The organism is Novosphingobium sp. ERW19 (genome assembly GCF_012641315.1).
In the GTDB taxonomy this organism is placed as follows: domain Bacteria; phylum Pseudomonadota; class Alphaproteobacteria; order Sphingomonadales; family Sphingomonadaceae; genus Novosphingobium.
Genome location: NZ_JABAIC010000012.1, coordinates 26,389 through 52,667 on the forward strand (window position 1 = coordinate 26,389; position 26,279 = coordinate 52,667).

Below are 26,279 nucleotides of genomic sequence, written 5' to 3' on the forward strand. Positions count from 1 at the left end.
CATGCAACAGCGCATCAAAATGCATGAACTATGCGAAGGATTTCATCGAACTGGAATTGTTCGCATGTTTTCCGCGCCCTAGAAGGTCGGTTGGGAACCAGGATGACCTTCCGGCCTGACAAATGGCCACTGCCCGGCGAAGCCAGGCGGGTGAACAGAGGAACAGTTTTGCAGATGAAATCCGTAATTGCCGGTCGTGCCGGCCAGGCCGCGCTCCTTGCCGGAGCCTGCGGTCTTGCTCTTGCCTTCTCCACCGCCGCCCACGCGCAGGATGCTGCCGCGATGGCCGAGGAAGAGGCGCAGCCGGCACCGCCCGCGCCCGATCAGGTGGCAGAGGGCAACGAGATCATCGTCACCGCCACGAAGCGCGAACAGACCCTGCAGGACGTGCCCATCGCCGTTTCGGTGACGAGCGCGAAGACGCTGGAACAGGCGCAGATCCGTGATCTAAAGGACCTGACGAGCGTGGTGCCGTCGCTGCGCGTCACCCAGCTGCAATCGAGCGCGAACACCAACTTCATCATCCGCGGCTTTGGCAACGGCGCCAACAACGCCGGCATCGAGCCTTCGGTGGGCGTGTTCATCGACGGCGTCTATCGTTCGCGTTCGGCTGCGCAGATCGGCGACTTCCCGGACGTGCAGCGCATCGAAGTGCTGCGCGGGCCGCAGTCGACGCTGTTCGGCAAGAACGCCAGCGTCGGCGTGATCTCGATCGTGACGGCAGCGCCGAAGTTCGAGTTCGGCGGCAATGTCGAGGCGAGCTACGGCAATTACGATGCGGTGGTGCTCAAGGGCGTGGTCACCGGCCCGGTGACGGACGGGCTGGCGGTGAGCCTTGCCGGCGGCATCAACAAGCGCGACGGGTACAACAAGGACCTCGGCACCGGCAACGACACCAACGAGCGCAACCGCTGGTTCGTGCGCGGACAGGCGCTGTGGGAGCCCAATGCCCAGGCGCGGGTGCGCCTGATCGGCGACTATTCGAAGATCGACGAGAACTGCTGCGGGGTCGTGAACCTGCAGCCCAGCGCTTCGACGCAGGCGATCCGTGCACTGGGCGGGCGCGTGAACGGTCCGAACGAGATCTATGCCAACCGGGTCTATTCGAATATCGATTCGGTCAACGATATCGAGAACTGGGGCGCATCGGGCCAGGTCGATTACGACTTCGGTCCGCTGACCTTCACCTCGATCACGGCCTACCGGCGGCTGGACGCATTCACCAACCAGGATTCCGACTTTACCAGCGCGGACCTGATCGGGTTCAACGCGCAGGATCAGGGCATCAAGACCTTTACGCAGGAACTGCGCGCGGCCACCAACATGGATGGCCCGCTCAATTTCCTTGTTGGCGGATACTATTTCAACGAGAATATCCGCCAATCGAACCAGCTTGGCTGGGGTGAGGACGCGCGCGGCTATGCCGACGTGCTTATCCGGGGGCTGACGCAGAACACCCAGTCGCTGTCGAGCATCGAGGCGACGATCAGCGGGCTGACCGGCACCAACTACACCGGCCGGTTCTTCGTAGCAGGGCAAAAGCTCGACGAACGCTATCGCCTGCGGAACGAGGCTTTTTCGGTCTTCGGCCAGGCCGACTTCAAGATCGGTGACCGGGTGACCGTGACGGGCGGCATCAACTACACCAAGGACAAGAAGGACTTTGCCGCCTCGGCAACATCGTCCGACGTGTTCGCCAACCTTGATCTGGTGCAGATTGGCGGCACGGCCTTGAGCCGCGGCTTCATTTCGACCGCGCTGGGCACGACGGACCCGCTGGCCATCGCGGCTTTTGCGCAGGCCAATCCGGCGGTGTTTGCCAACCTGCAGGCGCAGGCCTCGGGCTTTGCGGCGCTGAACCGGAGCCTTTCGACCGAAGCTGCGGCGGCCGACGCCAATCCGCTGACCGTGGGTAATCCGCTGCTGGCGCTGCAGGATCTGCAGTATCTGCCGCCCTTCCTGGCCGTGCCGAACGCTGTGGAACCGGGCCGGACCCGCGACGACAAGTTCACGTATATCGTGCGCGTTGCCTTTGACCTGACCGACGACATCAATGTCTATGCAAGCTACGCGACCGGCTTCAAGGCAAGTTCGATCAACCTCTCGCGCGACAGCCGTCCGCTGCTGAGCGATCGCGATGCCCTGATCGCGCGGGGGTTGACGGTGGCCAACCAGACCTATGGCAGCCGGTTCGCCGGGCCGGAAAGCTCCACCGTCTATGAAATCGGGCTTAAGGCGGACTGGGGGCTGGTCACGGCAAACCTTGCTGCCTTCGACCAGCGGATCAATGGCTTCCAGTCGAACACGTTCACGGGTTCGGGCTTCGTCCTGGCCAATGCCGGCAAGCAGTCTGTTCGCGGTATCGAGTTCGAAGGCACGGTCAAGCCGGCCAAGGGCTGGCAGTTCAACGTGGCGATGACCTACCTCGATCCGAAGTACGACAGCTTCGTGCTTTCGGCGGTGGGCGACCTTTCGAAGACGCGACCGGCAGGCATCCCTGCGATCTCATCGACATTCGCGGCAAGCTATGACCATGAATTCGACAGCGGCCATCACCTGATCCTGCGCGGCGATTTCCATTATGAATCGCCGGTGCAGATTGCCGAGGGGCTGCCCGGCTTCCTTGATGGCGGCACGAGCATTGCGATTGCCGCAGCACGTCCGTTCCGCCGCGAGGTGAACGAAGCCAATGCCTCGATCACCTGGGCCATGCCCAGCGGCTTCGAGCTGACGGCGTGGGGACGTAACCTGACCGACAACCGCTATCTGCTGCAGATCTTCGATACGCCGGCCCAGCCGGGATCGATCTCCGGCTATACCAGCCAGCCGCGCACCTATGGCGTGGCGGCACGCTACCGGTTCTGAGGCCAAGGCCTTTGAAGGGGGAAGGGGAGCTTCGGCTCCCCTTTTTCGTTCGGGCGGAGTGTGAAGCGTCGGCAGCGTCGGGTTGTGCGCGTTGAGGGCGCGGGTGGGGGAAAGGTCATGGACCCCGGCCTTCGCCGGGGTGACAGGGGTTTGGAGGCTGATCGGGGGAGACTCGATCACTCATGTCTCCTCATCCCGGCGAAGGCCGGGATCTATTCGGCTTGTGGCTGGCGCGAGTTTCGAGACGGGAACTCGCTTGTCGCCGTTCAGCGGCTCGGCATCGCTTCCGAGGAGGGGGCGGCTGCGGCATTGAATGGCCGGGCGTGGAGCGGGGGGAAGGCGTCTTCCAGCGGCTTGGTATCGGGCAGGATGTAGACGTAGCCGCCCTTCTTGCCGAACATCGGGGCGATCTTGCCGTTGTAGAGCGCCTTGGGGACATTGATGCAGCCGAACGTGATGCGGTTGTCGTCAATGTCGGGCGAAAGCATGCGCCTGGTGCGGTTTTCCTTGGGATTGCCGCTGGGGATCGTGTGGATGGCGACGGAGGTTGCGTAATCGACCCACAGCACGCGGGTGTTTCCTGCAGCCTTGCCGAAGCGTGCGAGGAAGCGACCAGCCGGCGTCGTCTTTTCCGCCGGGCCGATTTCGGCGAGGCTCTTGTTGCCGATGCCGGGCGTGGCGTCGTCCCCCAAGGCACGGCCGATGAGCACGGGGCCAAAGCCGACCGGCTTGCCACTGGCATCGAACGCGAAAATCGTGGCGCTGGGCTTGTCGATCACGAGATAGGGCAGGCCGTTGTTGTCGCCGGTTTCGTTCACCCACGACGTCACGCGCTGCGTGGGGATTGTCAGGTCGGGCAGTTCGACCGGCTTCTGGACGGATTTGGCACTCTTGCGCTTCTGCGCCATGGACTTCGAAGCGGTAGCCGTTGCCGCTTGGGCAGGCGCGGTCATCGGGGAGGGGAGCGCCAGCGCCACACCGGCAATCGCCGCAAGAGCCTTCATCATTTCAAACGTCACTCGCACCAGAAACGAAAAACCGGACAGGTTTCCCTTGGTCGTCCGACCACAGGAGGCCTGTCCGGCATTTTAACGCAACAAGCGCTGATTAGTTGCGCGGACGCTTCTGCTGGGCCTGCATCATGCGCTGGTCCATGCTGTCGACGCGGCCAGTAAGCTGGTCGAGGCGCTGGGTGTTGGTCTGAGCCTGCGCGTTGGCGGCCTGGGCCTCGCTGCGGGCGGCCTGGGCAACGCCGTCAGTTGCCTGGAGGCGGCTTTCCACGCCGTCGATGCGCTGGTTTACCGTTGCGATCTGCTCGTTGACGTAGCCCTTGGTGGCGCAACCACCGAGGCCCAGCGATCCGGCGAGAATTGCGACGGCGGGAATGATCTTGAGGGACGGCGTCATGTAATGCTCCTTGATGAAACCTGTTGGTTTTTTGGCGAACCGCAGCGGCAACGCGCAGATGGGCCAAACAGATATGGGTGAATCGGCGGAGCGTTTGCTGGCGGGGGCGAGTTGCCGAACGCGCGACAGGACGTTTCGGGATGTCGACGGCCGGTGGTCGCGAAAGGCGTTTGAGCAGGCAGTTTGCGGGTGTCGCCTGCCCACCCCCGACCCCTCCCGCCTGCGGGAGGGGAGATTAGGCGTTCTGGCAGTTTCGCAAACGAAAAGGGCGCGCCTTGCGGCACGCCCCTTGCGGTTTGCAGTGTGAGATCCGGCGCTTACTTCGGCGCGAGGACCATCAGCATCTGGCGACCTTCCATGCGGGGGAAGGCTTCGATCTTGGCGATCTCGGCAACGTCGTCCTGCACCTTGCGCAGCAGGTTCATGCCGAGCTGCTGGTGCGAAAGCTCACGACCGCGGAAGCGCAGCGTGATCTTGACCTTGTCGCCTTCACCGATGAACTTCACGACGTTCCGCATCTTGGTGTCGTAATCGTGGTCATCGATGTTCGGACGCATCTTGATCTCCTTGATCTCCTGCGTCTTCTGGCTCTTGCGGGCGAGGTTCGCCTTCTTCTGCGCCTCGTAGCGGAACTTGCCCACGTCGAGGAACTTGCAGACCGGCGGGTCAGCGTTCGGGGAAACTTCAACGAGATCAAGGCCGACTTCGGCAGCCTGTTCGATCGCTTCGCGGGTGTACATCACACCCAGGTTCTCGCCGTTCTCGTCAATCACGCGCACCTTGGGCACGTTGATCATCTGGTTGTAGCGAGGCCCGCTCTTGACGGGGGGCGCCATCATGCGCCGCGGTGGGGGAGCTATAGTGCTTTCTCCTGCAGTTTTTGCCGAATATGGTTCCGGGCGCTCATATCACAATGTGCGTTCAGATAAAGGGCGGTTTTGCCCTTGGTTCCTGATCGTGCCGGATTGGTTTGGGCCTGTTGCTTTCAGGCTGCAGCGCGCCAGAGGTTGAAGCGGGCGAGCTTCTCTCCGGCGGGAACGATCGCGTCGATCGAGCGGGCCGGCTGAAGCGCCCTGAGGATCGCCGGGTCGCCAGCGTTCATTCCGCCGGTCAGCGATCCAAAAGCCGGGAGAATCAAGCGGTTCTCGCTGGCCACGGCGCAAGGGCGGGCGATCGTGCGGCCGCGGATCGAGACGCGCAGCTTGGGGTGGAAGTGGCCGGAAACTTCCGCACCGGCGGTGCCTTTGCGGGCAATATGGCGCAAGGTGAGGCCGCGCACGGTGAGTTCATCGACCAGGGTTCCGCCCGGTGCCGAGGCGTCTTCATCATGGTTGCCGGTGATCCAGACCCAGTCCGTGGCACGGGTGAGGGCATCGAGCATGCCGCCGGCGTGGGGCTCCATGCGGGCAACGGCGGCGGCATCGTGGAACGAGTCGCCAAGGCAGAAAACGCGGCGGGCGCCGGTCTCGCGCAGGGCCTGTGCGATGCGTTCGAGCGTGGCGCGGCTGTCATACGGCGGGAGCATCTGGCCGTGGCGGGCAAAGAAGCTGGCCTTTTCGAGGTGCAGGTCTGCCACCATCAGTGCGTTCTCCTCGGCCCAATAAAGCGCACGGGATGCACCGAGGCGGAATTCCTGTGAAGCGAACGAAAAGGGAACCATGGCTTTCCCTTGCCGGATCGCGATTCCCTTGGCAAGTCGGTCAGACTGATTTGGGGGAATGCATGACCGACTGGACGACCCACACCACCCGCGCCCGTGCCTGGTTCGAGAGCTTGCGTGACCGGATCTGCGCGGAGTTCGAGGCGATCGAACGCGAGGCGGGTTCGGATGCGTCGTTCACCTATACGCCGTGGAACCGCGAGCATGAGGGCGAGGCCGTCGAGAACGGCGGCGGCGGCGTGCAGGGCCTGATGAAGGGCAAGGTGTTCGAGAAGGTTGGTGTCAACGTCTCGACCGTGCAGGGGGAGTTCTCGAAGGACTTCGCCGGGTCGGTCAACGGGGCGAGCGCGGAGGCGCCGGGCTTTACTGCGACGGGGATCAGCCTGGTCGCGCACATGCGCAATCCGCATGTGCCGGCGGTCCACATGAACACGCGCTTCCTGACGACGAGCAAGTCGTGGTTCGGCGGTGGCGGCGATCTCAATCCGCCGATCCCCTATGAAGAGGACACGGCCGAGTTCCACGCCGAGTACAAGGCCGCCTGCGACAGGCACGATCCCGAGTACTACCCTAAGTTCAAGAAGTGGGCCGACGACTACTTCTGGATCCCGCATCGCAAGGTCCATCGCGGTGTCGGCGGCATCTTCTACGACCACCTGGAATGCGCGGACGATGCGGCGTTCGAGGCGAACTTTGCCTTTACGCGCGACGTGGGCGATGCGTTCATCAACGTGTTCCCGCGTCTGGTGCGCAAGCGGATGGGGATGGATTACTCGCCGGAGGAGAAGCTGACGCAGCTCGAGTATCGTGGCCGCTATGCCGAGTTCAACCTGGTGTGGGACCGCGGCACGCTGTTCGGGCTCAAGACTGGCGGAAACATCGACGCCATCCTGATGAGCCTGCCGCCGGAAGCCGTCTGGAGCTGACGTGATCGAGGCGGAAGGCCCGGCGCTGGGCCATGGCTTTCACAATGTGGCGCCGGGTGATCTGGCTTGCGTGGTCACGGCGCTCGAGATGCTGGCGCCGCCCGAAGGCTTGCGCCGGCTGGTGCCGGAGGGCGACGTGCCGGTGCAACTGGTACGCTGGAAGCATGCCGCACCCGAGAAGTACCGCCTGCTCTACAAGCGTATTGGTGGGCCGTGGCTGTGGTGGACGCGGCTGGGCAGGAGCGATGCGGAGATTGCGCAGATCATCCATGACCCGCGCGTGCAGCTTTTTGCCGTGGCCGACCGGGCGGGCGTCGAAGTCGGCATGCTGGAACTCGACTTCCGGGAAGAAGCGGCGTGCGAGATCGTGTTCTTCGGCTTCATCAAGGGTGCGACGGCCAAGGGGCTGGGCAAATGGCTGATGCGGCGGGCCTTGCAACTGGCGTGGGGGCCGGGGGTGAAGCGCGTATGGCTGCACACCTGCACCACGGATGACCCGCGTGCCTTGCCGTTTTACCAAAGCCAAGGCTTTGCGCCTTTTGCGCGCTTCGTGGAGATACTGCCAGACCCGCGCGTCGCCGGCCTTCTGCCGCAGGACATGGGCAGCGCTCCGATTATCCTCTGATAGAGCAAGTCGATTGCATTTAAGCGGTATTCCCCCTTGCAGGGAACGCCCGCTTGCCGCCATTTAGGGCACAGATGCTCCGCCAGTACGAACTTGTCGAACGTGTGCTTGCCTATGATCCCGATGCGGACGAGGCGATGCTCAACCGTGCCTACGTCTATACCGTGCAGAAGCACGGCACCCAGAAGCGGGCGAGCGGGGACCCGTACTTCTCGCACCCGGTGGAAGTGGCGGGCCTGATGACCGAGCTCAAGCTCGATCAGGACACGATCATCACCGCGCTGCTCCACGATACGGTGGAGGACACGCTCGCGACTGTCGACGAGATCGAGCGGCTGTTCGGGCCAGACGTGGCGCGGCTGGTCGATGGCGTGACCAAGCTCTCGAAGATCGAGACGATGAGCGAGAGCGAGCGCGCCGCGGAGAACCTCAGGAAGTTCCTGCTGGCGATGAGCGAGGACCTGCGCGTCCTGCTGGTGAAGCTGGCCGACCGCATGCACAACATGCGCACGCTCCACTATATCAAGAGCGAGGAAAAGCGCCGGCGCATCGCGCGCGAGACGATGGATATCTATGCCCCGCTGGCCGAGCGCGTGGGCATGTACGAATACATGCGCGAGATGCAGCTGCTGGCCTTCGAGCAGATCGAGCCGGAAGCCTATGCCACGATCACCGGCAGGCTGGCCGCGATCCGCAGCGAAGAGGGTGCGCAGGTCGATGCCATCGCGCTGGAAATCAAGAAGGCGCTGGCCGAGGCGGGCATGCGCGTTGAGGTTTCAGGGCGGGAAAAGCACCCCTATTCGATCTGGCGCAAGATGGCCGAACGCCACGTCTCGTTCGAGCAGATAACCGACATCATGGCCTTCCGCGTCCTGACCGACAGCGAGGACGATTGCTACAAGGCCTTGGGCATCCTCCATCGCGAGTGGCAGATGATTCCGGGCCGGTTCAAGGACTACATCTCGACCCCGAAGATGAACGGCTACCGTTCGCTGCACACCGCGCTGATCTATTCCAACGCGATGCGCGTGGAAGTGCAGATCAAGACGCACGAGATGCACGAGCGCAACGAGTTCGGCCTTGCGGCGCACTGGGCCTACAAGCAGGGTGGCACGCCCGATGGGCAGGTGGGCTGGCTGCGCGACCTGATCGAAATCCTCGAATCCAGCCACGACGCCGAGGAACTGCTCGAAAACACCAAGATGGCGATCTATCAGGATCGCATCTTCGCCTTCACGCCGAAGGGGGCGCTGTTCCAGCTGCCCAAGGGGGCGACGCCGATCGACTTTGCCTTCGCCGTCCATACCAAGCTTGGCGCGCAGGCGGTGGGTGCGAAGATCAATGGTCGGCATGTGCCGCTGCGCACGCCGCTCGGCAATGGCGACGTGGTGGAGATCATCAAGAGCCGCACGTCCGAGCCGCAGCTATCGTGGCTGGGTTTTGTCGTCACCGGCAAGGCGCGCGCCGCGATCCGTCGTTTCGTGCGCCAGAAGGAGCGCGCCGAAGTCGCCGCGATCGGGCGCAAGCTTTACGAGGAAATCGTCGAGCGGCTGCCGACCAAGATCGGCAAGAAGGCGCTGACCGATGCGCTGAAGCGGTTGAAGCTGGCGAGCGAAGAAGACTTCATGTTCGCCATCGGCTCGGCCAAGCTGGATGACCGGCAGGTGATGGAAGCGCTGGTGCCGGGTAGCGCGGCGAACATTCCGGAAGAGAACTGGCCGAGCCAGAAGCGCGCGATCGCGGTGCGCGGCCTGACGCCGGGCATGGCCTTCAAGCTGGCCGACTGCTGCCACCCGGTGCCCGGAGACCGCATCGTCGGCCTGCGTCGCCCCGGCAAGGGCGTGGAAGTCCACGCGATCGACTGCATGAAGCTGGCCGACGGCGTCGATGCCGACTGGATCGACCTGTCATGGGACGCCCGCACCGACGGCGCAATCGGGCGGCTGCGGGCAGAACTGTACAACCGCCCCGGCACATTGGCGGAAATGGCGGGGATTTTCGCCAAGAACCACGCCAACGTGGTCAACCTCGAGATGACGCAGCGGGAGAACCCGTTCCATACCTATGAGGTTGACCTTGAGGTGCGGGACCTGGCGCATCTGACGCGGATTATCTCGGCGCTGCGGGCGAGCGAGGCGGTGGCGCAGGCGGAGCGGATTTGAGGGGGTAGATAAGTGTATTTAGTAAAGTGGCGCCGTAATTACCATTTTGGATCAGTCTCAAGGGCATGGTTGGCGCGCTGCGCTTGTTGAGCAGCCGTGCCACCGATACCGAGGCGCGATGAAGAAATGGGTTCTGGCGTTCGCCGCTGTCCTGCTTGGATCGTGCGGCTCCGGGGATGGTGGATCATCGACGGTCGCAGTGCCTCCAGGCACAAGCGGACCGACGCCCACGGCATCGGCCACGCCCGCGACGATCAGCGGTGTCACGCAATCGGTGGCAGTCGCCACCTTCGACAAGCCGTGGGCCATGGCCATGCTCCCCGATGGCCGGATGCTGGTGAGCCAGCGCAGCGCATCGGGTGCGCTATGGCTTGTTGCCGCTGACGGTACGAAGAAGGCGGTGGGCGGACTTCCGGCATCGATCGGCGTGCTGGATGTAAAGCTTGCACCAGACTACGCCTCAACCCGGCAGATCTTCATCACCTACATGGTGGAAGATCGCGCCGCCTTGCGGGTGGGGCGGGCGAAGGATGAACCGACGTTGTTCCCGCAACGGATGGAAGCGGCCCATGCCGTACTCGGCAACGGAACGACCGGTCCGGAACTGTCGAATGTCGTCACGTTCTTTCGCCAGGACCCCACAATTGTTGCCTTTGATGGTTCGGGCGAACCGGGCGGGCGCATGGCGTTCTCGCCCGATGGCCGGTATCTGTTCCTGACTTCGGGCGATCGGCAGGAGCTGGTCGCGAGTTTCCTGTTCGACCTGTCGAATACGCTGGGCAAGATCCTCCGCTTCAACCGTGATGGCTCGATACCTGCAGATAATCCGTTCGCGGCCAGCGCAACGGCGAAGAAGGAAATCTGGACGATCGGCCACCGCAACCACTACGGTCTGGCGTTTACGCGCGATGGACGGCTGTGGTCATCCGAAATGGGGCCGAAGGGCGGTGACGAGCTAAACGTCATCAAACCCGGGCTCAATTACGGCTGGCCGGCTGTATCCAACGGGGACAATTATGTTGGACCTGCAATCCCCGATCACGCGCCGGGTGATGGGTACGAGGCGCCGGCTATTTCCTGGACACCGGTGATCGCGCCAGCCGGCATGATCGTATGCGGGGGCAAGCTTTTCGGTGACTGGAGCGGGGACATTCTTCTGACTGGCCTGCAATCTCACGGGATTGTCAGGGTAAGGCCTCAAGGAGCATCGGCGAGCGAGGTACAGCGGATCGATCTGGGGACGCGGGTTCGCGACATTGCTGAAGCGCCTGATGGCTCGCTCTGGATCCTGACCGATGGGGCAGCCGGCGAGTTGCGCCGTCTGTCACCTGTCTTCGGCTGATCGTGCGGTCGGGGCGCTGCCATCTATCGAAACGCTTACCACCTGCTCGTTCAGCGTTGCCGCGCCGAAGATCGTCAGGAAGGCTATGTCGGCTGCGTCGCGGCCTACGCCGATGATCGCGGTTGTCGCAGGGTCGGCCATGCCGGTGGCGTCGACGAGGTGCCAGTCTCCGGCCAGCCAGACTTGCGCTACGGCGTGGAAGTCTTGCGGGTTCACGTCGGGGCTGTAGGCGCTGACCATTCTTGCCGGGATGCCAAGGCTGCGGACGAGCGCGATCAGGAGGTGGGCGTAGTCGCGGCAGACGCCTTCGCGGGCGTGGAAGGTGTCGAGCGCGGTGGTGCCGCCCTGGCTGGCGCCGGGGACATAGGCGAGGTGGGTGGCGATCCAGTCGCGCACGGCCTCTACAGCCGCGCCGCCGGTGAGGTGGCCGAACATGTCGACGGCGGCGGCGTGCATCGTGTCGACCGGGCAGTAGCGCGAGGGGAAGAGGTATTCGAGGACTTCGCCGGGCAGGGCGGTGAGGTTGTCAGCGGCCAGATCGGCGAGGGGCAGGGGGTGGCGGTCGATCTCGACGGTGACGTTGTAGGATACCTCGAACCGCGCTTGCGGCTCGAGCCAGAGTCGCTCGCCCAGGCCGTCGTGCCCGGGGACGGTGCGGGCGATGCCGGGCGTGGTGATGCAACGGGTTTCGAGCAGGCGCTGTCCCGCCAAGTCCGCAACGCCGATCTGCATCAGCACCGGAGCGGGGCCAGCCATGGCATAGTCGAGCGATGCGGCGATGCGCAGGCGAGTGGTGATGGCGATATCCGACGCTGGAGGGACGGCCGCCCAGTCGGCGCCGTAACGCTTCGCTATCTAGCGGCCGCAGCCCTTTGCGCAAACAGCCATGCGACGACGGCCGTTATAAAGATCGACAGCAGGTTCTGGGAAAGCGATGCGCCGTCCTGCGCGATTTGATGGGTTACGGTGGAGACCAGTTCCAGCGCGATGAAGCCGCACGCCGCCAACATGCCGAGGCGGCTGTAGCGTGGCCGGACCAGTGCCAGCAGCAGCAGGAGCGTGAGCGCAAGCTCGGTGATGCCGATAATGCGTCCGAGCCATTCCGGCAGATGCACGGTCCATGCGGTGTGGCGCATCAGTTCCTCGCGCGAGGAGAAGACCTTGTGCCAGCCCACGAACCCGTGAAATGCCGCAAGCAGCAAGGTCAGCGGCACGAGCAGGGCCAGTCTTACGAGCGGCGGAAGACGCAGTGCGGCCATCGAATTCTCTCCCCCTATATTATTAGAACCTGTGGTCTAATATGGATCGGGGGTGGTGACAATCGGTAAGGTTGGAGGTCAGTCGTCGGTGTCGGACGTGGCATCGAGGGCAACCGGACCGCGCTTTGCCAGCCTGAGCTTGATCGCCGCGCGCGCATGCATCAGGCGCTGGTTGATGTGAGCTTCGGGCAGGCGGCCGAGCCATCCCGCGTCTATGCCCTGCCGCACGATGCGGGCGGGGTTGCCCGAGCCGATGCAGTCACCCGGAACGTCGCGCGTCACGACGTAGCCCACCGCGACGATATGGTGGGCAAGGGTCATTGCTTCGGCCGAGTGAAACTGCGCGCCGGGGGTTTTGACCTCGCGCTGCGATTGGGGTAAAGGTTGCTCCATATCCGAGCAGGACCGTGCCACGAACGGCGCGCAGTCCGCCTTTTGTGCTTGCGTAGCGGTTGACGTTGCAGTCGAAACCGCCTAATCGCGCCTTTCACTCATTTCCGGACGCAATCTGCAGGTGCAGGGTCAAGGCTCTGAAATATTGCAGAAATCCGGGATTTCCCGAGTGAGTTTTCGCGATGAGATAGGCGGCGTGAGTGATTCGCGCGGCCTGTGGAGCAAACGGAGAAGCAAGTGGCTCGTATTGCCGGGGTCAACATCCCCACCAACAAGCGCGTGATCATCGCGCTCACCTATATCCATGGCATTGGCGCTCACAAGGCCAAGCAGATCGCCGACAAGCTGGGTATCGAACACACCCGTCGCGTGGCTGATCTTTCGGACGCCGAGATCCTTCAGATCCGCGAAACGATCGATGCCGAGCACACCGTGGAAGGCGATCTTCGTCGCGAAGTGGCGATGAACATCAAGCGCCTCATGGACCTCGCGTGCTATCGTGGTCTGCGTCACCGCAAGGGCCTGCCGGTCCGCGGTCAGCGCACGCACACGAACGCCCGCACCCGCAAGGGCAAGGCCAAGCCGATCGCCGGCAAGAAGAAGTAAGACCTTTTCAGGTCCTTCTTCCGTCCCAGTTTCTCGAGGATAGTAAACAATGGCACGCGAACCTCAGCGCATTAAGCGCCGCGAGCGCAAGAACATCACCAGCGGTGTTGCGCACGTAAACGCCAGCTTCAACAACACCATGATCACCATCACCGATGCCCAGGGCAACGCCATTTCGTGGTCGTCGGCCGGCATGATGGGCTTCAAGGGCAGCCGCAAGTCGACGCCGTACGCTGCGCAGGTCGCAGCTGACGATGCCGGCAAGAAGGCTGCGGAACATGGCGTCCGCACCCTTGAAGTCGAAGTCAAGGGTCCGGGTTCGGGCCGCGAGAGTGCCCTGCGCGCACTCCAGGCGGTCGGCTTCACCATCACGGCGATCCGTGACGTGACTCCGATCCCGCACAACGGCGTTCGTCCGTCGAAGCGTCGTCGCGTCTGATCCTGCCTATGGTGGATGGGGCGCAGGTACCGGCGCCCCTTTCACCCAATATCTCGACCGGAGCCGGGAATTAAGCATCCCGGCAACCGGCAAAAGCCCGCACAAACCCCAGGGGAATTCCATGACTGTCAACATCAAGAACTGGCAGGAACTGAAGAAGCCCAACAATCTCGAGATCAAGCCGGGCAACGACGCCAAGCGCCGCGCGACTTTCGTCGCCGAACCGCTTGAGCGTGGCTTTGGTCTCACCCTCGGCAACGCGCTGCGTCGCGTGCTGCTCTCCTCGCTTCAGGGCGCGGCGGTTACCTCGATCAAGATCGAGAACGTCCTTCACGAATTCTCGTCGCTCGCTGGCGTCCGCGAAGACGTGACCGACATCGTGCTCAACGTGAAGCAGATTGCCCTCAAGATGCAGGGCGAAGGCCCCAAGCGTCTGCAGCTCTCGGCCACTGGCCCGGGCGAAGTGAAGGCAGGCGACATCGCCGTTACCGGCGACATCGAGGTCATGAACAAGGACCTCGTGATCTGCAATCTCGACGAAGGCGCGACCTTCAACATGGAACTGACCGTCGACACCGGCAAGGGCTATGTCCCCGCCGTGTCGAACCGTCCGGTTGACGCGCCGATCGGGCTTATCCCGGTCGACTCGCTCTACTCGCCGGTGCGCCAGGTTTCGTACAAGGTCGACAACGCCCGTATCGGTCAGGAGCTTGACTACGACAAGCTCAACCTGACGGTCGAAACCGACGGCACGATCACCCCGGAAGACGCCGTGGCCTATGCCGCGCGCATCCTCCAGGACCAGCTCGCGCTGTTCGTCCACTTCGACGACCAGGTGCCGGTCGGCCACGTTCCCTCGGTTGCCGGTGGCGTTGCTGCCCATGCGCCGGAAGAGAGCGATGCCAACCAGCTCAACCGTTACCTTCTCAAGAAGGTCGACGAGCTCGAGCTGTCGGTGCGTTCGGCCAACTGCCTCAAGAACGACAACATCATCTACATCGGCGACCTGGTCCAGAAGACCGAAGCCGAGATGCTGCGCACGCCGAACTTCGGCCGCAAGTCGCTCAACGAGATCAAGGAAGTCCTCTCGTCGATGGGCCTGCGCCTCGGCATGGACATCCCCGGCTGGCCGCCGGAGAACATCGAAGAGATGGCCAAGAAGCTCGAGCAGGAGCTGCTGGGCTGATCCATTCGGCCCATGCGGGGCTGCGAAGCGCGGTTTCTTGCGTTCAGGTGCTCATGTACTGAAAGTACGCTGCGCTCCGGCACTCGGAAACCACGCTTCTCGCTCCCACCTGGCCCAAATGGTTTTAGCCGAGCCTGGCTTGGCGAATTACGGGATTTGGTCAGCCCGCTAACTGACCTGGATCGGGGTACCTCGTACGGCCCCCCTACGAACGGAAGGGAAATACCATGCGTCATAAACTTGGCCAGCGTAAGCTGGGTCGTACTTCTGCCCACCGCATCGCGATGCTGCGCAACATGGCTGCTGCGCTGATCAAGCATGAGCAGATCACCACGACGACGCCGAAGGCGCGCGAACTGCGCCCCTACATCGAAAAGCTGATCACGCTTGGCAAGAAGGGCGGCCTTTCGAACCGTCGTCTCGCCCATGCCCGTCTGCTTGACGACGCCCAGTTGCAGAAGCTGTTCACCGTTCTGGCCGAGCGTTATGCCGACCGTAACGGCGGCTACACCCGCATCATCAAGGCTGGCATCCGCGCTTCGGACGCGGCGCCGATCGCCGTGATCGAACTGGTCGACCGTGATACCTCGGCCAAGGGCCAGGATTCGGGCCCGGTGATGACCGCCGATGAAGACGAATACGAAGCCGCGTAATTCGCGCTTCGGTTCGAGCGACGAGATTGACGGGCGGGGCCATTGGCTCCGCCCGTTTTTCTTGCGTGGGACTTGTGCGTGACAGGGAGGCGGCTAGTTTCGGCTGCAACCGAATGATTCACCGGAAAGCCTTCCCATGCCTTTGCGCCATATCCTGCTTGCCACCGCGGTGGCAGCTGTTTGCCTGACCTCGCCTGCCCACGCTGGAGATGCCGCATTGAACTACCCCAAGACCGAGCGAGGCCCGGTGGCCGAGACATTCTTCGGCGAAAAGGTGGCGGACCCCTATCGCTGGCTGGAAGCGGACGTACGTGTCGACCCCAAGGTCGCGGCCTGGGTCGATGAGCAGAGCAAGTTCACCGACGCATACCTGAAGGCGCTGCCCGAGCGTGCTGCGTTCGAGCAAAAGCTGATGAAGCTTTTCGATTTCGAACGCTATGGCCTGCCGGTCAAGGCGGGCAAGCACGTGTTCTTCCGGCACAACTCCGGCCTGCAGAATCAGTCCGTGCTCTACGTGCGCAACGCTGATGGCAATGGCGACAGCCGTGGGGGGCGGCGGGTGCTGATCGATCCGAACGGATGGGCCAAGGATGGTGCCACCGCGCTGGACGAATGGGTGCCCTCGCACGATGGCAGCAAGGTGGCCTATTCGGTGCAGGATGGCGGGACGGACTGGCGCTCGATCAAGGTCATCGACGTCGAGACCGGCGAGGTGCTTTCGGACACGATCGAGCACGTGAAGTTCTCGCGGCTGGCTTGGGCGGGCAATGATGGGATCATCTATTCGCGCTTTCCCGAACCGAAGGCGGGCGAGGCGTTTCAGGCGGTCAGTTCGAACCAGTCGGTCTGGTACCATAAACTGGGAACGGCACAGAGCGAGGACCGGCAGGTCCATGCGACGCCGGACAATCCCCGGCTCTATCACTCGGCCGAAGTGACGCACGATCAGCGCTGGCTGGTTGTTTCGACCAGCACCGGTAGCGAGAAGGGCAATGCCGTTGGCGTTGCCGCGATCGGCAAGGGCGACTGGAAGGTTCGCCCGCTGATCACTTCGCTGGCCGACGAATGGACCTTGGTCGAGGGTATCGGCGACCGGCTATGGTTCATGACCAGCAAGGATGCACCGCGCAAGGCGGTGGTGATGGTCGACCTTTCCGGCGCAGAGCCGACGTTCACGCCGGTCGTGAGTGAGGACGAGGCCGTACTGGACGGAGCCCGCATCGTCGGTGATCGGCTGGTGCTGAACTACTTGCGCGACGTCAAGGCCGAGATGCGCCTGGCGGGGCTGGATGGCCAAGGCGTGACAAAGGTGGCCTTGCCGGGGATCGGCAGTATTGCCGGCGTTGTGGGGGAGCCGGGTGAGCGACAGGGTTACTTCGCGTTCAGCGGCTTTACCCAGCCCGCGACAATCTATGCCTTCGACGCGACCAAGCCGACATCGGCCAGCGTGTGGGAAGCACCCAAGCTGGCGTTCGATCCGGCGCAGTTCGAAACGCAGCAGGTATTCTATCCTTCCAAAGACGGCACGAAAATCCCGATGTTCGTGGTGCGGCGCAAGGATCTGAAGGGGCCGGTGCCGACCATCCTCTATGGCTATGGCGGGTTCAACGTTTCGATCCTGCCGGGATATTCGCCCGCGCGAATGGCCTGGCTGCAGACAGGCGGGGCCTATGCCGTGGCAAATCTGCGCGGTGGCGGAGAGTACGGCGAGGCATGGCACCTCGCCGGCAAGGGCCCGACCAAGCAGAACGTTTTCGACGACTTCATTGCGGCCGGCGAATGGCTGAAGGCCAGTGGCGTGACCAGCAAGGAGGGCCTTGCGGTCGAGGGTGGTTCGAACGGCGGCCTGCTGGTCGGAGCAGTCGTCAACCAGCGGCCCGACCTGTTTGCGGCGGCGCATCCGGCGGTCGGCGTGATGGACATGCTGCGCTTCGACAAGTTCACGGCGGGGCGCGAATGGGTGTTCGACTATGGCTTTCCGGAGAAGGAGGCTGACTGGCGCTTGCTGCGCAGCTATTCGCCCTATCATAACGTGAAGGCTGGCACGCCATATCCGGCGGTGCTGGTGACGACGGCGGATACCGACGACCGCGTGGTGCCGGGGCACAGCTTCAAGTATGCCGCCGCGCTTCAGGCCGCCGGACTTGGGCCGAAGCCGCAACTGATCCGCATCGAAACCCGCGCGGGGCACGGATCCGGCAAGCCGATCTCGAAGCTGATCGAGGAAACGGCTGACGTCTATGCCTTTCTGGCGCATTGGACGGGGCTGAAAACCACGGACTGAGGGATAAGGGCATCTCCCGCAGTACGTTGCGTTGTGCTAGGCTTGTGCCAACGATGATGCGGGAGATGGCAAGGTCTGCGCGCGGCCTGTTGGGCGGCGCACTTCTGTTGGCGGCGCTGCTGTCAGCAGGCCGGGCAGTTGCGGACAGTTCCGAAGCGGCCTTTCCTGAGGCCACTGGCGGCTCCAGCCCCGGCAGCGGCAAGGCCATGCTTGTCCTGCCGAAGACAGCTTATCCAGCGACCCGGGCCGATGCGCTGGTCGAGCAGGTTTTCGGGCAGCGGGTTGCCGATCCCTTCCGCTGGCTTGAAGCCGATCCGCGCACCGATGGCGCGGTTGCTTCGTGGGTGGCAGAGCAGAACGCCTTGAGCGGGGAATATCTGGCAAGGCTCCCCGGCCGTGAGCGGTTTGCCAGTCGCATTCGCGCCCTGTTTGATTTTGAGCGCTATGGCCTGCCGCGTAAGGCGGGGCGCAGCTATTTCTACACACGCAATTCCGGGTTGCAGAACCAGTCGGCGTTGTGGGTCCGCAAGGGCGTGGAGGGCAGGCAGCGCCTGTTGATCGATCCGAATGGCTGGAGTGCCGATGGTTCACTGGCACTGGCGCAATGGGAGCCATCGCCCTCGGGAAGGTACGTTGCCTTTGCGGAGCAGGAGGCGGGCAGTGACTGGCGCACCTTGCGCGTGGTCGATGTCGCGACCGGACGCATCCTTGACGAGCGCATCGCCTGGGCCAACGACACTGAGATCGCCTGGGTGGGGGACGAGGGTTTCCTCTATTCCCGCTTTCCCGCGCCACGGCCGGGCGATGATCCGCGGGCGCCGCGCTTCAACAAGGCGGTGTGGTTCCATCGGGTAGGCACTGCGCAGGATCGGGACGAACTGGTTCACGCAACGCCGGAGCAGCCGGAGTTGAGCCACAAGGCGCTGGTGACGAGTGACGGGCGCTGGGCCGTGGTGGTCAGCGAGGTCAGCACCGACAAGCGCAACGCGGTGCATCTGATCCAGCTTGGTGGCAGGCGGGCAGGGCAGTGGATCGTCCAGCCGCTGGTTCCGGAGATCGCCGACCACTGGCGCCTGGTGGCAGGAATTGGCAACCGGCTTTGGTTCCTGACGGATCGTGGCGCGGCGAACTATCACCTGGTCAATATCGACCTTGCCCAACCCCGGAAGGGCTGGGCCGTGGTCGTGCCCGAGCGCGGCAATACGCTGGAAGGCGCGCGGATGATCGGCGACCGCTTCCTGCTGTCCTACCTGAAGGATGGCCAGACAATTGCGGTGATGACCGATCGCAGCGGCAGACCGGGCAAGGCGATCACGCTTAACGGCATCGGCACGGCAAGCGGTTTCGGCGGACGGCCGGGCGATGCGGAGACGTTCTACCAGTTCACCAGCTTCAACCTGCCGCCCGCGATCTACCGCATGGACCTGCAGAGCGGCGCGGTGACACCGTTTGCTGTGCCCAAGATGGCATTCGATCCGGCAGACTATCTGGTCGAGCAGCGCCAGTACCCTTCGAAGGACGGGACGATGGTGCCGCTTTACGTCGTGCGCAAGAAGGCGCTCGCGGCGGCAGGCAAGCCGCTGCCGACCCTGCTCTATGGCTATGGCGGTTTCGACATTGCCCTGACGCCGGGCTATTCGCCGGTGCGCATGGCCTGGCTCGAGGCGGGCGGAGCGTTCGCCTTGGCAAGCATCCGCGGCGGCGGCGAGCTGGGGCGCACCTGGTACGAAGCAGGGCGGCGCGAGAAGAAGCAGAACAGCTTCGACGACTTTATCGCGGCGGGCGAATACCTTGTGAAGGAAGGCATCGCGGCCAAGGGCGGCCTAGCGATCCAGGGCGCATCGAATGGCGGCCTGTTGGTGGGAGCAGTCGTGAACCAGCGGCCCGACCTGTTCGCCGCGGCCAATCCCGATGTCGGCGTGATGGACATGCTGCGGTTTGACCGTTTTACCTCGGGCCGGTTCTGGGTTGACGATTATGGCCGTCCTAATCGCGAGGGGGACTGGCACACGTTGCGCAGCTATTCGCCCTATCACAACATCATCGGGGGCAGGACCTATCCGGCCATCCTCGTGACCACTGCGGATAATGATGACCGCGTGGTCCCGGCGCACAGCTTCAAGTATGTGGCGGCGCTGCAGTCGGCTGACATCGGTGAGCGGCCGCGCCTGTTGCGGGTGGAGGCCCGCGCGGGGCACGGGGCGGGCAAGCCGGTGGACAAGGTGATCGGCGCAGGCGCGGATGTGCTTTCGTTTCTGGCCTACTGGACGGGGTTGCCGGCTGGCGCACAGGGCAAGTGATGTCGTTCAGGTTGGTGGGTATTTATCTGAACAAATCCTGTCGGCCCGGTTCAGCGTCTTATCACGGCGAATCAGGCAAACCTTCATGCATGGCGGGAAAGGCCCGCCGCTTTGAAGGATCTGAGCCATGAAGACTTTTTCCAAGGCCCTGGTCGGAACTGCTGCCGCCGCCGCGGTCGCGGTGTCTTCGGCCTCTCCCGCAGTTGCCCGCGATCATCGCGGCGGCATCGACGGAGGTGACATCATCGCTGGAGCGCTGGTGATCGGCGGCATTGCCGCCATCGCTGCTGCGGCAAGCAACAACAACGACCGCGACTATGACCGCTATGGCTATGGCGATGACTGGCCCAATAGGGACTGGAGGGGCCGGGACGGTTGGAACGACGGGCGCTATCGCGATGGCTACTATGGGCGCGGCAATCCGCGCCAGGCAATCGAACAATGCGTGCGCACGGCAGAGCGCAACGCTGCCCGGTACAGCTATGGCCGGGCCGACGTTACCGACATCCGCGACGTGAGGAACACCCGCTGGGGTTATGAAGTGCGCGGTCGTATCGCGGTGAACACGCGCGGGCGCGATTGGCGCAGTGGCGACCGCTACTACGGTAACGGTTGGGGCGGCGACTATCGCGGCTGGAACAACTCCCTGCGCGGTTACGACAGCGGCTCGTTCAAGTGCAAGGTGGAGCGGGGCCGGGTGGTCGACCTCGACTACAGCGGCATTCGCGGCCTCTGACGCATGAAAAGGCAGGCGGTTCAGGCATCGGAAAGCCTGGGCCGCCTAGCCCTGCAGGAATGACGGGCGCCGACGGCCAGCCCATGGATCGGGGCAGGCGGTCGGTTGTGGAGGGATGATGATGGCGGGACGTTTTTCCAGGATTGCAATGGCGCTGGCCGCGCTGGCGACAACGGCACTGCCGGTTGCTGCCGAAGCCCATGGACGCTGGGATCGCGGCGGCTGGGGCGGACGCGGATGGCACCGCGATCGCGGCGGCATTGACGGCGGGGATGTGCTGGCCGGGCTGCTGATCATCGGCGGCATCGCGGCGATCGCCACGGCTGCCAGCAAGGCCGAGAAGAAGCGCAATGCGCCCGAGGACGATGGCTATCGCTATCGCCCCGAGGTCGATCAGCGCAACGATCAGCGGGACGTTCAGCGCGACCGGCAGCCCGACGACTGGCGCGATGACAGCCGGGCAGGCATCGGCTCGCGCGGATTGAACGACGCGGTGGATTCCTGCGTCACCGAAGCCGAGCGGACGGGTGAGGTGGACGAGGTCTACGACGCTACTCGCAATGGCGATGGCTACCGGGTGTCCGGCACGCTGCGCAATGGCGACCGCTTCTCCTGTGATGTGAGCCGCGAAGGCGGGGTCCTGCTCGACATTCGCCGCGGGCGGATCTGAGCCGGCCTGCCAGCCTTTCACACTCCGGGCAGTGTTTCTTTTCGTGACGCCTTGCAGGGAACGCGCTCGCTGATTATCGGCTGGAGAAACCCTTTTACGAAGGATATCCGGCCGATGACCACGTTCGACGATCGCGAGAAGGCTTTTGAAGCCAAGTTCGCCCGTGACGAGGAAATGATGTTCCGCGTCCACGCCCGCCGTAACCGTCTGCTGGGCACCTGGGCCGCCGAGCGCATGGGCCTCGATGCAGCCGAGACCGAGGCTTATGCCAAGTCGGTCGTGCAGGCCGATTTCGAGGAAGCCGGCGACGAGGACGTCATCCGCAAGCTGCTGGGCGACCTGGTTTCGGCCGGGATCGAAACCGACGAAGCGGAAATCCGCGCGGCGATGGAAGCCAAGCAGGTCGACGCCCGCCGCCAGCTGATGGGCGAAGCCTGATGGCAATGCCTGCGGCCGAGATCGAGGCGATGATCCGTGCGGCCTTGCCGGACGCAGAGGTCGAGATCACGGACCTTGCGGGCGACGGCGATCACTATGCCGCCCGTGTCACCTCTGCCGCATTTGCTGGTCTGAGCCGCGTCAAGCAGCACAAGCTGGTCTATGATGCGCTGGGCGGGCGCATGGGCGGCGAGCTTCATGCCTTGCAACTGACCACTGCCGTTCCCAACTGAGGGCGGAAAGGAAACTCATCCACCATGTCGACCGAGCAGCGCATCTCCGAAATCGTCAACGGCAACGACGTCGTCCTGTTCATGAAGGGCACGCCGCTGTTTCCGCAGTGCGGCTTTTCCAGCAAGGCCATTGCCATCCTCGAGCATCTGGGCGTCGAATACGCCTCGGTTGACGTGCTGCAGGACATGGAAATCCGCAGCGGCATCAAAGCGTATTCCGACTGGCCGACGATCCCGCAGCTTTACGTCAAGGGCGAGTTCGTGGGCGGTTCGGACATCATGATGGAGATGTTCCAGGCCGGCGAACTGCAGCAGCTGATGGAAGATTCCGGCGTCAAGGCAGCCTGAGCTCCATAACGAGAGCGTTTTGAGAGGCGCGGTCGGCAATGCCGGTCGCGTCTTTTTTGTGTCTTGCTTGTTGTGGGAGGTCCCGGGAGAGGCGGAGCCATAGAGACCGGGGGGACTGGCTCCGCCTCGAGAAGAAGCTACTCTTCGGGACATCAAGACATAAGCATGTTGCGTGCCAGTTTGCGTAATGGCCCTGTTCTTCTGGTTTTTCCTATCGCGAGGTCATGAGGTCGATTGTGACGATGTAAAGCGATCCGACAGTTTCTCCAGGCTTGGCAAGCGCGCGTTGGCGGGACATGATTGCCAAGATGGAAACGCACGATATCGAGCCCGAAAACTGGCTGAGCAAGACCACTCCGGCGGCAACCGTGATCATCTTCCGGCATGCCCCTTCCGGTGGCGCGCCCCAAATTCTCATGGTGGAGCGCAATGCCAGTCTGAAGTTTGCCGGTGGCGCGACCGTCTTTCCGGGTGGCAAGATCGATGCATCGGACTTTGCGCTGGCGGAAAGCCTGGCACGGGGCGGTGGGGATGACCTGGATGACCTGGCGGCGCGAGTGGCTGCTGTCCGCGAGACCCTGGAAGAGACCGGCCTGGTGGTTGGCATATCGGGCGAGGTTGATGGCAGGCTTGCGGCCGAAGCGCGCCGCATGCTGATTTCGGGCGGTGATCTTGCCCCGGTACTGGCCGAGTTTGGCTGGCAGCTTGAGGCAGATCGCCTGGTGCCGTTCGCCCGCTGGTGGCCTAAGCACCGGACTGAAAGAATTTTCGACACTCGCTTCTATCTCGCCAACCTTGGCACAGGTGCGGTTGATATCGAGGTTGATGCCACCGAGAACCGGCATCTCTTCTGGGCGAGCGCGCAGGAAGCGCTCGATCTTGCCGAGGCGGGCAAGATCAAGGTCATCTTTCCGACGCGACGCAATCTTGAGCGCCTGGCATTGTTCGGCAACTACGACGAAGCGCGCAATCATGCCGAGACGACACCGATCGGCACGATCAGCCCGTTTGTGGAAGAGCGGGAAGGGCGGCGCTGGCTGATGATCCCGGACGGGTTGGGATACCCGGTCCGTGGCGAACCGCTCGACATGGCGCAACGAGGCTAAGCGTAAATCCTTAGGCTGGCGGTCAGATGCTGTTGGTGACCTTTGTGGCACTGTGATGTCGAGGAGCCATCATGTCGGGATTGCCGGTACTGTCTGCCGAACGGCCATCAGAAGTTGCCGAGAGCATCGCGCTGACCACCGCGGCGCCGCGACCCGCCAGGCGGGAAGACGCGCCTGTTCGTTCGCCAGTCCATCAGTTGCAGGATGAGCTGTTGGCCGGGCGATTCGGGCAGGCGGAGGGTGATTCGCCACCGGAAAGTGCCTCGGGCTGGGTCCGCCTTGCGTTGCCACTTGGGCTGTCGGTTCTGCTTTGGACTGTAATTTTTGGATTTATTCGGATCGTTTCTGGACCTTTCGTGCCGTAACGAATTGTTGAGAGGCTTGGGCAATGATCCTGCGCATGCGTAGCCCACTCGATCTGCTGACACCTGGTCAGATTTCCCGCACCGCCCGCGTTGTTGCAGTTGCCAGCGCGGTTGCGCTCAGCTTCGGTTATGTGACAAACGAGCTGTCCGTGACGACAGCCGGGGTCGGGTCGTTCTTTCTGGCGTGCTCGCTGCTACTGGCCGCTCCCCGTCAGCGAGCGACCGAGCTGCTTGGCGCTGTGACGGTATGGCAGTGCTTCGCTGAGTTCCTTTCGACCGTGCAAAGCGGGCAATTCGCGATCTGGCGGCTGGGCGTATCCATTGCAACGCTCGGCTGCGTGATGGCGGTGATCCGCGTGCAACATCTGCGCGAACTCACCCGCCAAAGCCCTGACATGCAGCTTCAGCATCTTGATCGGCGCACTGTGAACGGCATGGGCATCCTGCCCCGGACCGACGCACAGCTTGCGGAACTGCGGCAAGAGGAAGCGGCCTGAATCCGCTTCAAGGGAAAAAGGACGGCACCGCTGGTTGCCGCTCCTTGTTGCGCAGGTATGATGGCGCCATTCGAAAGGATGGCGGATGCGGATTGTCACACAGGTTCTTGCTGCTGCCCTGACCCTGGCGTCGACGCTCACACTTGCGGCCCCGTCGTCTGCCGGCGATCGAACCGAGGCGCTGACCCTGTTGCGGCCGGACGCTGTGTTCGATGGCGAGACCGCAGTTCTGCGCAAGGGCTGGGCGGTTCTGGTCAAAGGCAACCGCATAGAAGCGGTCGGCCCTGACATCGTCGCGCCAGCCGAGGCTTCGGTCATAGCTCTGCCCGGCACGACCCTCATGCCGGGCATGATCGAGGGGCATTCGCACCTTTTCCTTCACCCCTACAACGAGACGGCCTGGGACGATCAGATCCTGCACGAGCCGATTGCGCTGCGCACCGCTCGCGCCACTGTCCATGCGCGGGTGACGCTGATGGCGGGGTTCACTACCGTGCGCGATCTTGGCACCGAAGGGGCGGGCTATGCCGATGTCGGGCTGAAGCGGGCAATCGAGCAGGGGATCGTGCCGGGGCCACGCATGCTGGTGGCGACACGCGCCATCGTCGCGCCGGGAGCTTATGGGCCGCGCGGCTTTGAGCCGGGCGTCGTTGTGCCTCTGGGAGCAGAGGAAGCGGGCGGGCCGGACCTGATCAATGCCGTGCGGCGGCAGATCGGCGCCGGGGCGGACCTTGTGAAGGTCTATGCCGACTATCGCTGGGGACCAGGCGAGCCGAGCCGACCTACATTTACCGAAGCGGAACTGAAGGCCGTGGTTGAGGCCGCGCACGGGGCCGGACGGCAGGTTGTTGCCCACGCCAGCACGGCAGAGGGCATGCGCCGCGCCGTGTCAGCCGGTGTCGATACGATCGAGCACGGCGACGAAGGGACGCAGGAGGTGTTCGCGGCGATGAAGGCCAAGGGCGTTGGCTTCTGTCCGACGCTTGCCGCAGGTGATGCGATTGCGCGCTATCGCGGATGGAATGGCGAGGCGCCGGTGCCCAAGGGCGTGCGGGAGGGTTTCGACGCGCTCGTCAAGGCGCGCAAGGCCGGGGTCGCCATCTGCGTGGGCGGAGACGTCGGCGTCTATGCCCATGGCGACAACGCGCGGGAGGCCGAATTGATGGTCAAAGGCGGGATGACGCCTGCCGAGGTGGCAATCGCGGCAACGTCGGGCAATGCGAAGATGTTTGGCATCGCTGACCGGCTCGGCAGCGTGAAGACGGGAATGCTGGCCGATCTGGTGGCGGTGGAGGGCAATCCGCTCACCGACATCAGCGTGATCCGCAAGGTCTCGCTGGTGATGAAGGACGGTGTGCTGTGGAAGGGGCCGGTCGGGCGCTAGGCCTTCTGGCTTGCTTTCGGCTCCTTGAGCATGGCGCCTGCCAACGCGGCATAGTCCGGGCAATCCGACGTACCCGCAAGGCGTTCTTGCAGCGCGCGATAGTGTTGCAGAACGGCAGTTCCCAGTGCGGTCAATCTCGCCCCGCCGCCTTTGGCGCTGCCGGGAGAGGTTTCGACCAAGGGTTCTCGCCAGCAGCGGTTCATGGCATCGACCAGCAGCCACGCGCGGCGGTAGCTCATGTCCATCGCGCGCGCTGCGCCGGAAATGGAGCCTGCGCGGTCGATCGCATCGAGCAGGTCGGCCTTGCCGGGGCCCATGGCAATCTCGTCGCCACAGTAGAGCTGGATCTTCAGTTTGAGGCGCTGCATCGGCGGCAGGTTATCGGCGCGGTCGGC

27 protein-coding genes are annotated in these 26,279 nt (G+C 63.6%); 19 read left to right on the forward strand and 8 right to left on the reverse strand.

Annotated features, from left to right (window positions below):
- Positions 1 to 174: 174 nt before the first annotated feature.
- Positions 175 to 2,865 carry a TonB-dependent receptor gene (locus HGI46_RS18660; RefSeq protein WP_168905387.1) on the forward strand — a complete coding sequence of 897 codons (2,691 nt, stop codon included), beginning with the start codon at positions 175 to 177 and terminating at the stop codon, positions 2,863 to 2,865.
- 266 nt (positions 2,866 to 3,131) lie between these two features.
- Here the strand turns inward: HGI46_RS18660 and HGI46_RS18665 are convergent, their stop codons facing one another.
- From HGI46_RS18665 to pdeM, 4 genes are all read right to left on the reverse strand, one after another.
- Positions 3,132 to 3,872: a murein L,D-transpeptidase gene (locus tag HGI46_RS18665; RefSeq protein ID WP_168905388.1), complete on the reverse strand. Its 741-nt coding sequence runs from the start codon at positions 3,870 to 3,872 to the stop codon at positions 3,132 to 3,134.
- A 100-nt stretch (positions 3,873 to 3,972) separates the two neighbouring features.
- Positions 3,973 to 4,272 carry a hypothetical protein gene (locus HGI46_RS18670; protein WP_039335290.1) on the reverse strand — a complete coding sequence of 100 codons (300 nt, stop codon included), beginning with the start codon at positions 4,270 to 4,272 and terminating at the stop codon, positions 3,973 to 3,975.
- A 317-nt stretch (positions 4,273 to 4,589) separates the two neighbouring features.
- Positions 4,590 to 5,111 (reverse strand): translation initiation factor IF-3, encoded by a 522-nt coding sequence (infC, locus tag HGI46_RS18675; RefSeq protein WP_039335224.1) that lies wholly within the window; start codon positions 5,109 to 5,111, stop codon positions 4,590 to 4,592.
- Between the two features lie 146 nt (positions 5,112 to 5,257).
- On the reverse strand, positions 5,258 to 5,932 hold the full coding sequence (gene pdeM / locus HGI46_RS18680) for a ligase-associated DNA damage response endonuclease PdeM (RefSeq protein WP_168905389.1): 675 nt from the start codon (positions 5,930 to 5,932) through the stop codon (positions 5,258 to 5,260).
- Positions 5,933 to 5,994: 62 nt separating this feature from the next.
- Here pdeM and hemF point away from each other — a divergent pair, with 62 nt between their 5' ends.
- The 4 genes from hemF (at position 5,995) to HGI46_RS18700 (ending at position 10,987) form a co-directional block, all read left to right on the forward strand.
- The gene (gene hemF / locus HGI46_RS18685) at positions 5,995 to 6,858 is read left to right on the forward strand and encodes an oxygen-dependent coproporphyrinogen oxidase (protein ID WP_168905390.1); all 864 of its coding nucleotides are present in this window, start codon (positions 5,995 to 5,997) and stop codon (positions 6,856 to 6,858) included.
- Between the two features lies 1 nt (position 6,859).
- A complete protein-coding gene (locus tag HGI46_RS18690; protein WP_346766776.1) occupies positions 6,860 to 7,483 on the forward strand; it encodes a GNAT family N-acetyltransferase in 624 nt (207 codons plus the stop codon).
- Positions 7,484 to 7,557: 74 nt separating this feature from the next.
- A complete protein-coding gene (locus HGI46_RS18695; protein ID WP_168905391.1) occupies positions 7,558 to 9,645 on the forward strand; it encodes a bifunctional (p)ppGpp synthetase/guanosine-3',5'-bis(diphosphate) 3'-pyrophosphohydrolase in 2,088 nt (695 codons plus the stop codon).
- Between the two features lie 118 nt (positions 9,646 to 9,763).
- Complete coding sequence (locus HGI46_RS18700; protein WP_168905392.1) at positions 9,764 to 10,987, forward strand: PQQ-dependent sugar dehydrogenase; 1,224 nt, start codon at positions 9,764 to 9,766, stop codon at positions 10,985 to 10,987.
- Here HGI46_RS18700 and HGI46_RS18705 read toward each other — a convergent pair.
- The 3 genes from HGI46_RS18705 to HGI46_RS18715 all read right to left on the reverse strand — a co-directional run bounded on the left by HGI46_RS18705 (position 10,970) and on the right by HGI46_RS18715 (position 12,567).
- On the reverse strand, positions 10,970 to 11,743 hold the full coding sequence (locus HGI46_RS18705; RefSeq protein ID WP_168905393.1) for a transglutaminase family protein: 774 nt from the start codon (positions 11,741 to 11,743) through the stop codon (positions 10,970 to 10,972). The two genes, HGI46_RS18700 and HGI46_RS18705, sit on opposite strands and share 18 nt — an antisense overlap.
- A gap of 95 nt (positions 11,744 to 11,838) precedes the next feature.
- Positions 11,839 to 12,246, reverse strand: a complete 408-nt coding sequence (locus tag HGI46_RS18710) for a DoxX family protein (RefSeq protein WP_168905394.1) — start codon at positions 12,244 to 12,246, stop codon at positions 11,839 to 11,841.
- 78 nt (positions 12,247 to 12,324) lie between these two features.
- Entirely contained in the window at positions 12,325 to 12,567 is a 243-nt protein-coding gene (locus HGI46_RS18715; RefSeq protein ID WP_168905395.1) for a hypothetical protein, read from the reverse strand.
- A gap of 309 nt (positions 12,568 to 12,876) precedes the next feature.
- On the opposite strand from HGI46_RS18715, the gene rpsM reads away from it, so the two are divergent.
- The 14 genes from rpsM (at position 12,877) to HGI46_RS18785 (ending at position 25,884) form a co-directional block, all read left to right on the forward strand.
- Positions 12,877 to 13,245: a 30S ribosomal protein S13 gene (gene rpsM / locus HGI46_RS18720; RefSeq protein ID WP_039335281.1), complete on the forward strand. Its 369-nt coding sequence runs from the start codon at positions 12,877 to 12,879 to the stop codon at positions 13,243 to 13,245.
- A gap of 49 nt (positions 13,246 to 13,294) precedes the next feature.
- Entirely contained in the window at positions 13,295 to 13,684 is a 390-nt protein-coding gene (rpsK, locus tag HGI46_RS18725; protein ID WP_008065643.1) for a 30S ribosomal protein S11, read from the forward strand.
- A gap of 121 nt (positions 13,685 to 13,805) precedes the next feature.
- The gene (locus tag HGI46_RS18730; protein ID WP_039335210.1) at positions 13,806 to 14,870 is read left to right on the forward strand and encodes a DNA-directed RNA polymerase subunit alpha; all 1,065 of its coding nucleotides are present in this window, start codon (positions 13,806 to 13,808) and stop codon (positions 14,868 to 14,870) included.
- A gap of 227 nt (positions 14,871 to 15,097) precedes the next feature.
- Complete coding sequence (rplQ, locus tag HGI46_RS18735) at positions 15,098 to 15,523, forward strand: 50S ribosomal protein L17 (protein ID WP_118074227.1); 426 nt, start codon at positions 15,098 to 15,100, stop codon at positions 15,521 to 15,523.
- A gap of 136 nt (positions 15,524 to 15,659) precedes the next feature.
- Positions 15,660 to 17,807: a prolyl oligopeptidase family serine peptidase gene (locus HGI46_RS18740; protein ID WP_168905396.1), complete on the forward strand. Its 2,148-nt coding sequence runs from the start codon at positions 15,660 to 15,662 to the stop codon at positions 17,805 to 17,807.
- A 65-nt stretch (positions 17,808 to 17,872) separates the two neighbouring features.
- Positions 17,873 to 20,107 carry a prolyl oligopeptidase family serine peptidase gene (locus HGI46_RS18745; protein WP_168905397.1) on the forward strand — a complete coding sequence of 745 codons (2,235 nt, stop codon included), beginning with the start codon at positions 17,873 to 17,875 and terminating at the stop codon, positions 20,105 to 20,107.
- Between the two features lie 127 nt (positions 20,108 to 20,234).
- Positions 20,235 to 20,843: a hypothetical protein gene (locus HGI46_RS18750; RefSeq protein WP_168905398.1), complete on the forward strand. Its 609-nt coding sequence runs from the start codon at positions 20,235 to 20,237 to the stop codon at positions 20,841 to 20,843.
- 121 nt (positions 20,844 to 20,964) lie between these two features.
- Positions 20,965 to 21,513: a hypothetical protein gene (locus HGI46_RS18755; protein WP_168905370.1), complete on the forward strand. Its 549-nt coding sequence runs from the start codon at positions 20,965 to 20,967 to the stop codon at positions 21,511 to 21,513.
- Between the two features lie 114 nt (positions 21,514 to 21,627).
- On the forward strand, positions 21,628 to 21,951 hold the full coding sequence (locus HGI46_RS18760) for a DUF1476 domain-containing protein (protein WP_039335200.1): 324 nt from the start codon (positions 21,628 to 21,630) through the stop codon (positions 21,949 to 21,951).
- Positions 21,951 to 22,184 carry a BolA family transcriptional regulator gene (locus HGI46_RS18765; RefSeq protein WP_039335197.1) on the forward strand — a complete coding sequence of 78 codons (234 nt, stop codon included), beginning with the start codon at positions 21,951 to 21,953 and terminating at the stop codon, positions 22,182 to 22,184. Before HGI46_RS18760 ends, HGI46_RS18765 begins: the two co-directional genes overlap by 1 nt.
- Positions 22,185 to 22,208: 24 nt before the next feature.
- Positions 22,209 to 22,532 (forward strand): Grx4 family monothiol glutaredoxin, encoded by a 324-nt coding sequence (grxD, locus tag HGI46_RS18770; protein WP_118074223.1) that lies wholly within the window; start codon positions 22,209 to 22,211, stop codon positions 22,530 to 22,532.
- Between the two features lie 296 nt (positions 22,533 to 22,828).
- Positions 22,829 to 23,638: an NUDIX domain-containing protein gene (locus HGI46_RS18775; RefSeq protein ID WP_240946889.1), complete on the forward strand. Its 810-nt coding sequence runs from the start codon at positions 22,829 to 22,831 to the stop codon at positions 23,636 to 23,638.
- A 388-nt stretch (positions 23,639 to 24,026) separates the two neighbouring features.
- Positions 24,027 to 24,500, forward strand: a complete 474-nt coding sequence (locus HGI46_RS18780) for a hypothetical protein (RefSeq protein WP_168905399.1) — start codon at positions 24,027 to 24,029, stop codon at positions 24,498 to 24,500.
- An 85-nt stretch (positions 24,501 to 24,585) separates the two neighbouring features.
- Positions 24,586 to 25,884: an amidohydrolase family protein gene (locus HGI46_RS18785; RefSeq protein ID WP_168905400.1), complete on the forward strand. Its 1,299-nt coding sequence runs from the start codon at positions 24,586 to 24,588 to the stop codon at positions 25,882 to 25,884.
- Here HGI46_RS18785 and HGI46_RS18790 read toward each other — a convergent pair.
- Entirely contained in the window at positions 25,881 to 26,252 is a 372-nt protein-coding gene (locus HGI46_RS18790; protein WP_118074813.1) for a LysR family transcriptional regulator, read from the reverse strand. The genes HGI46_RS18785 and HGI46_RS18790 overlap by 4 nt on opposite strands.
- Positions 26,253 to 26,279 lie beyond the last annotated feature (27 nt).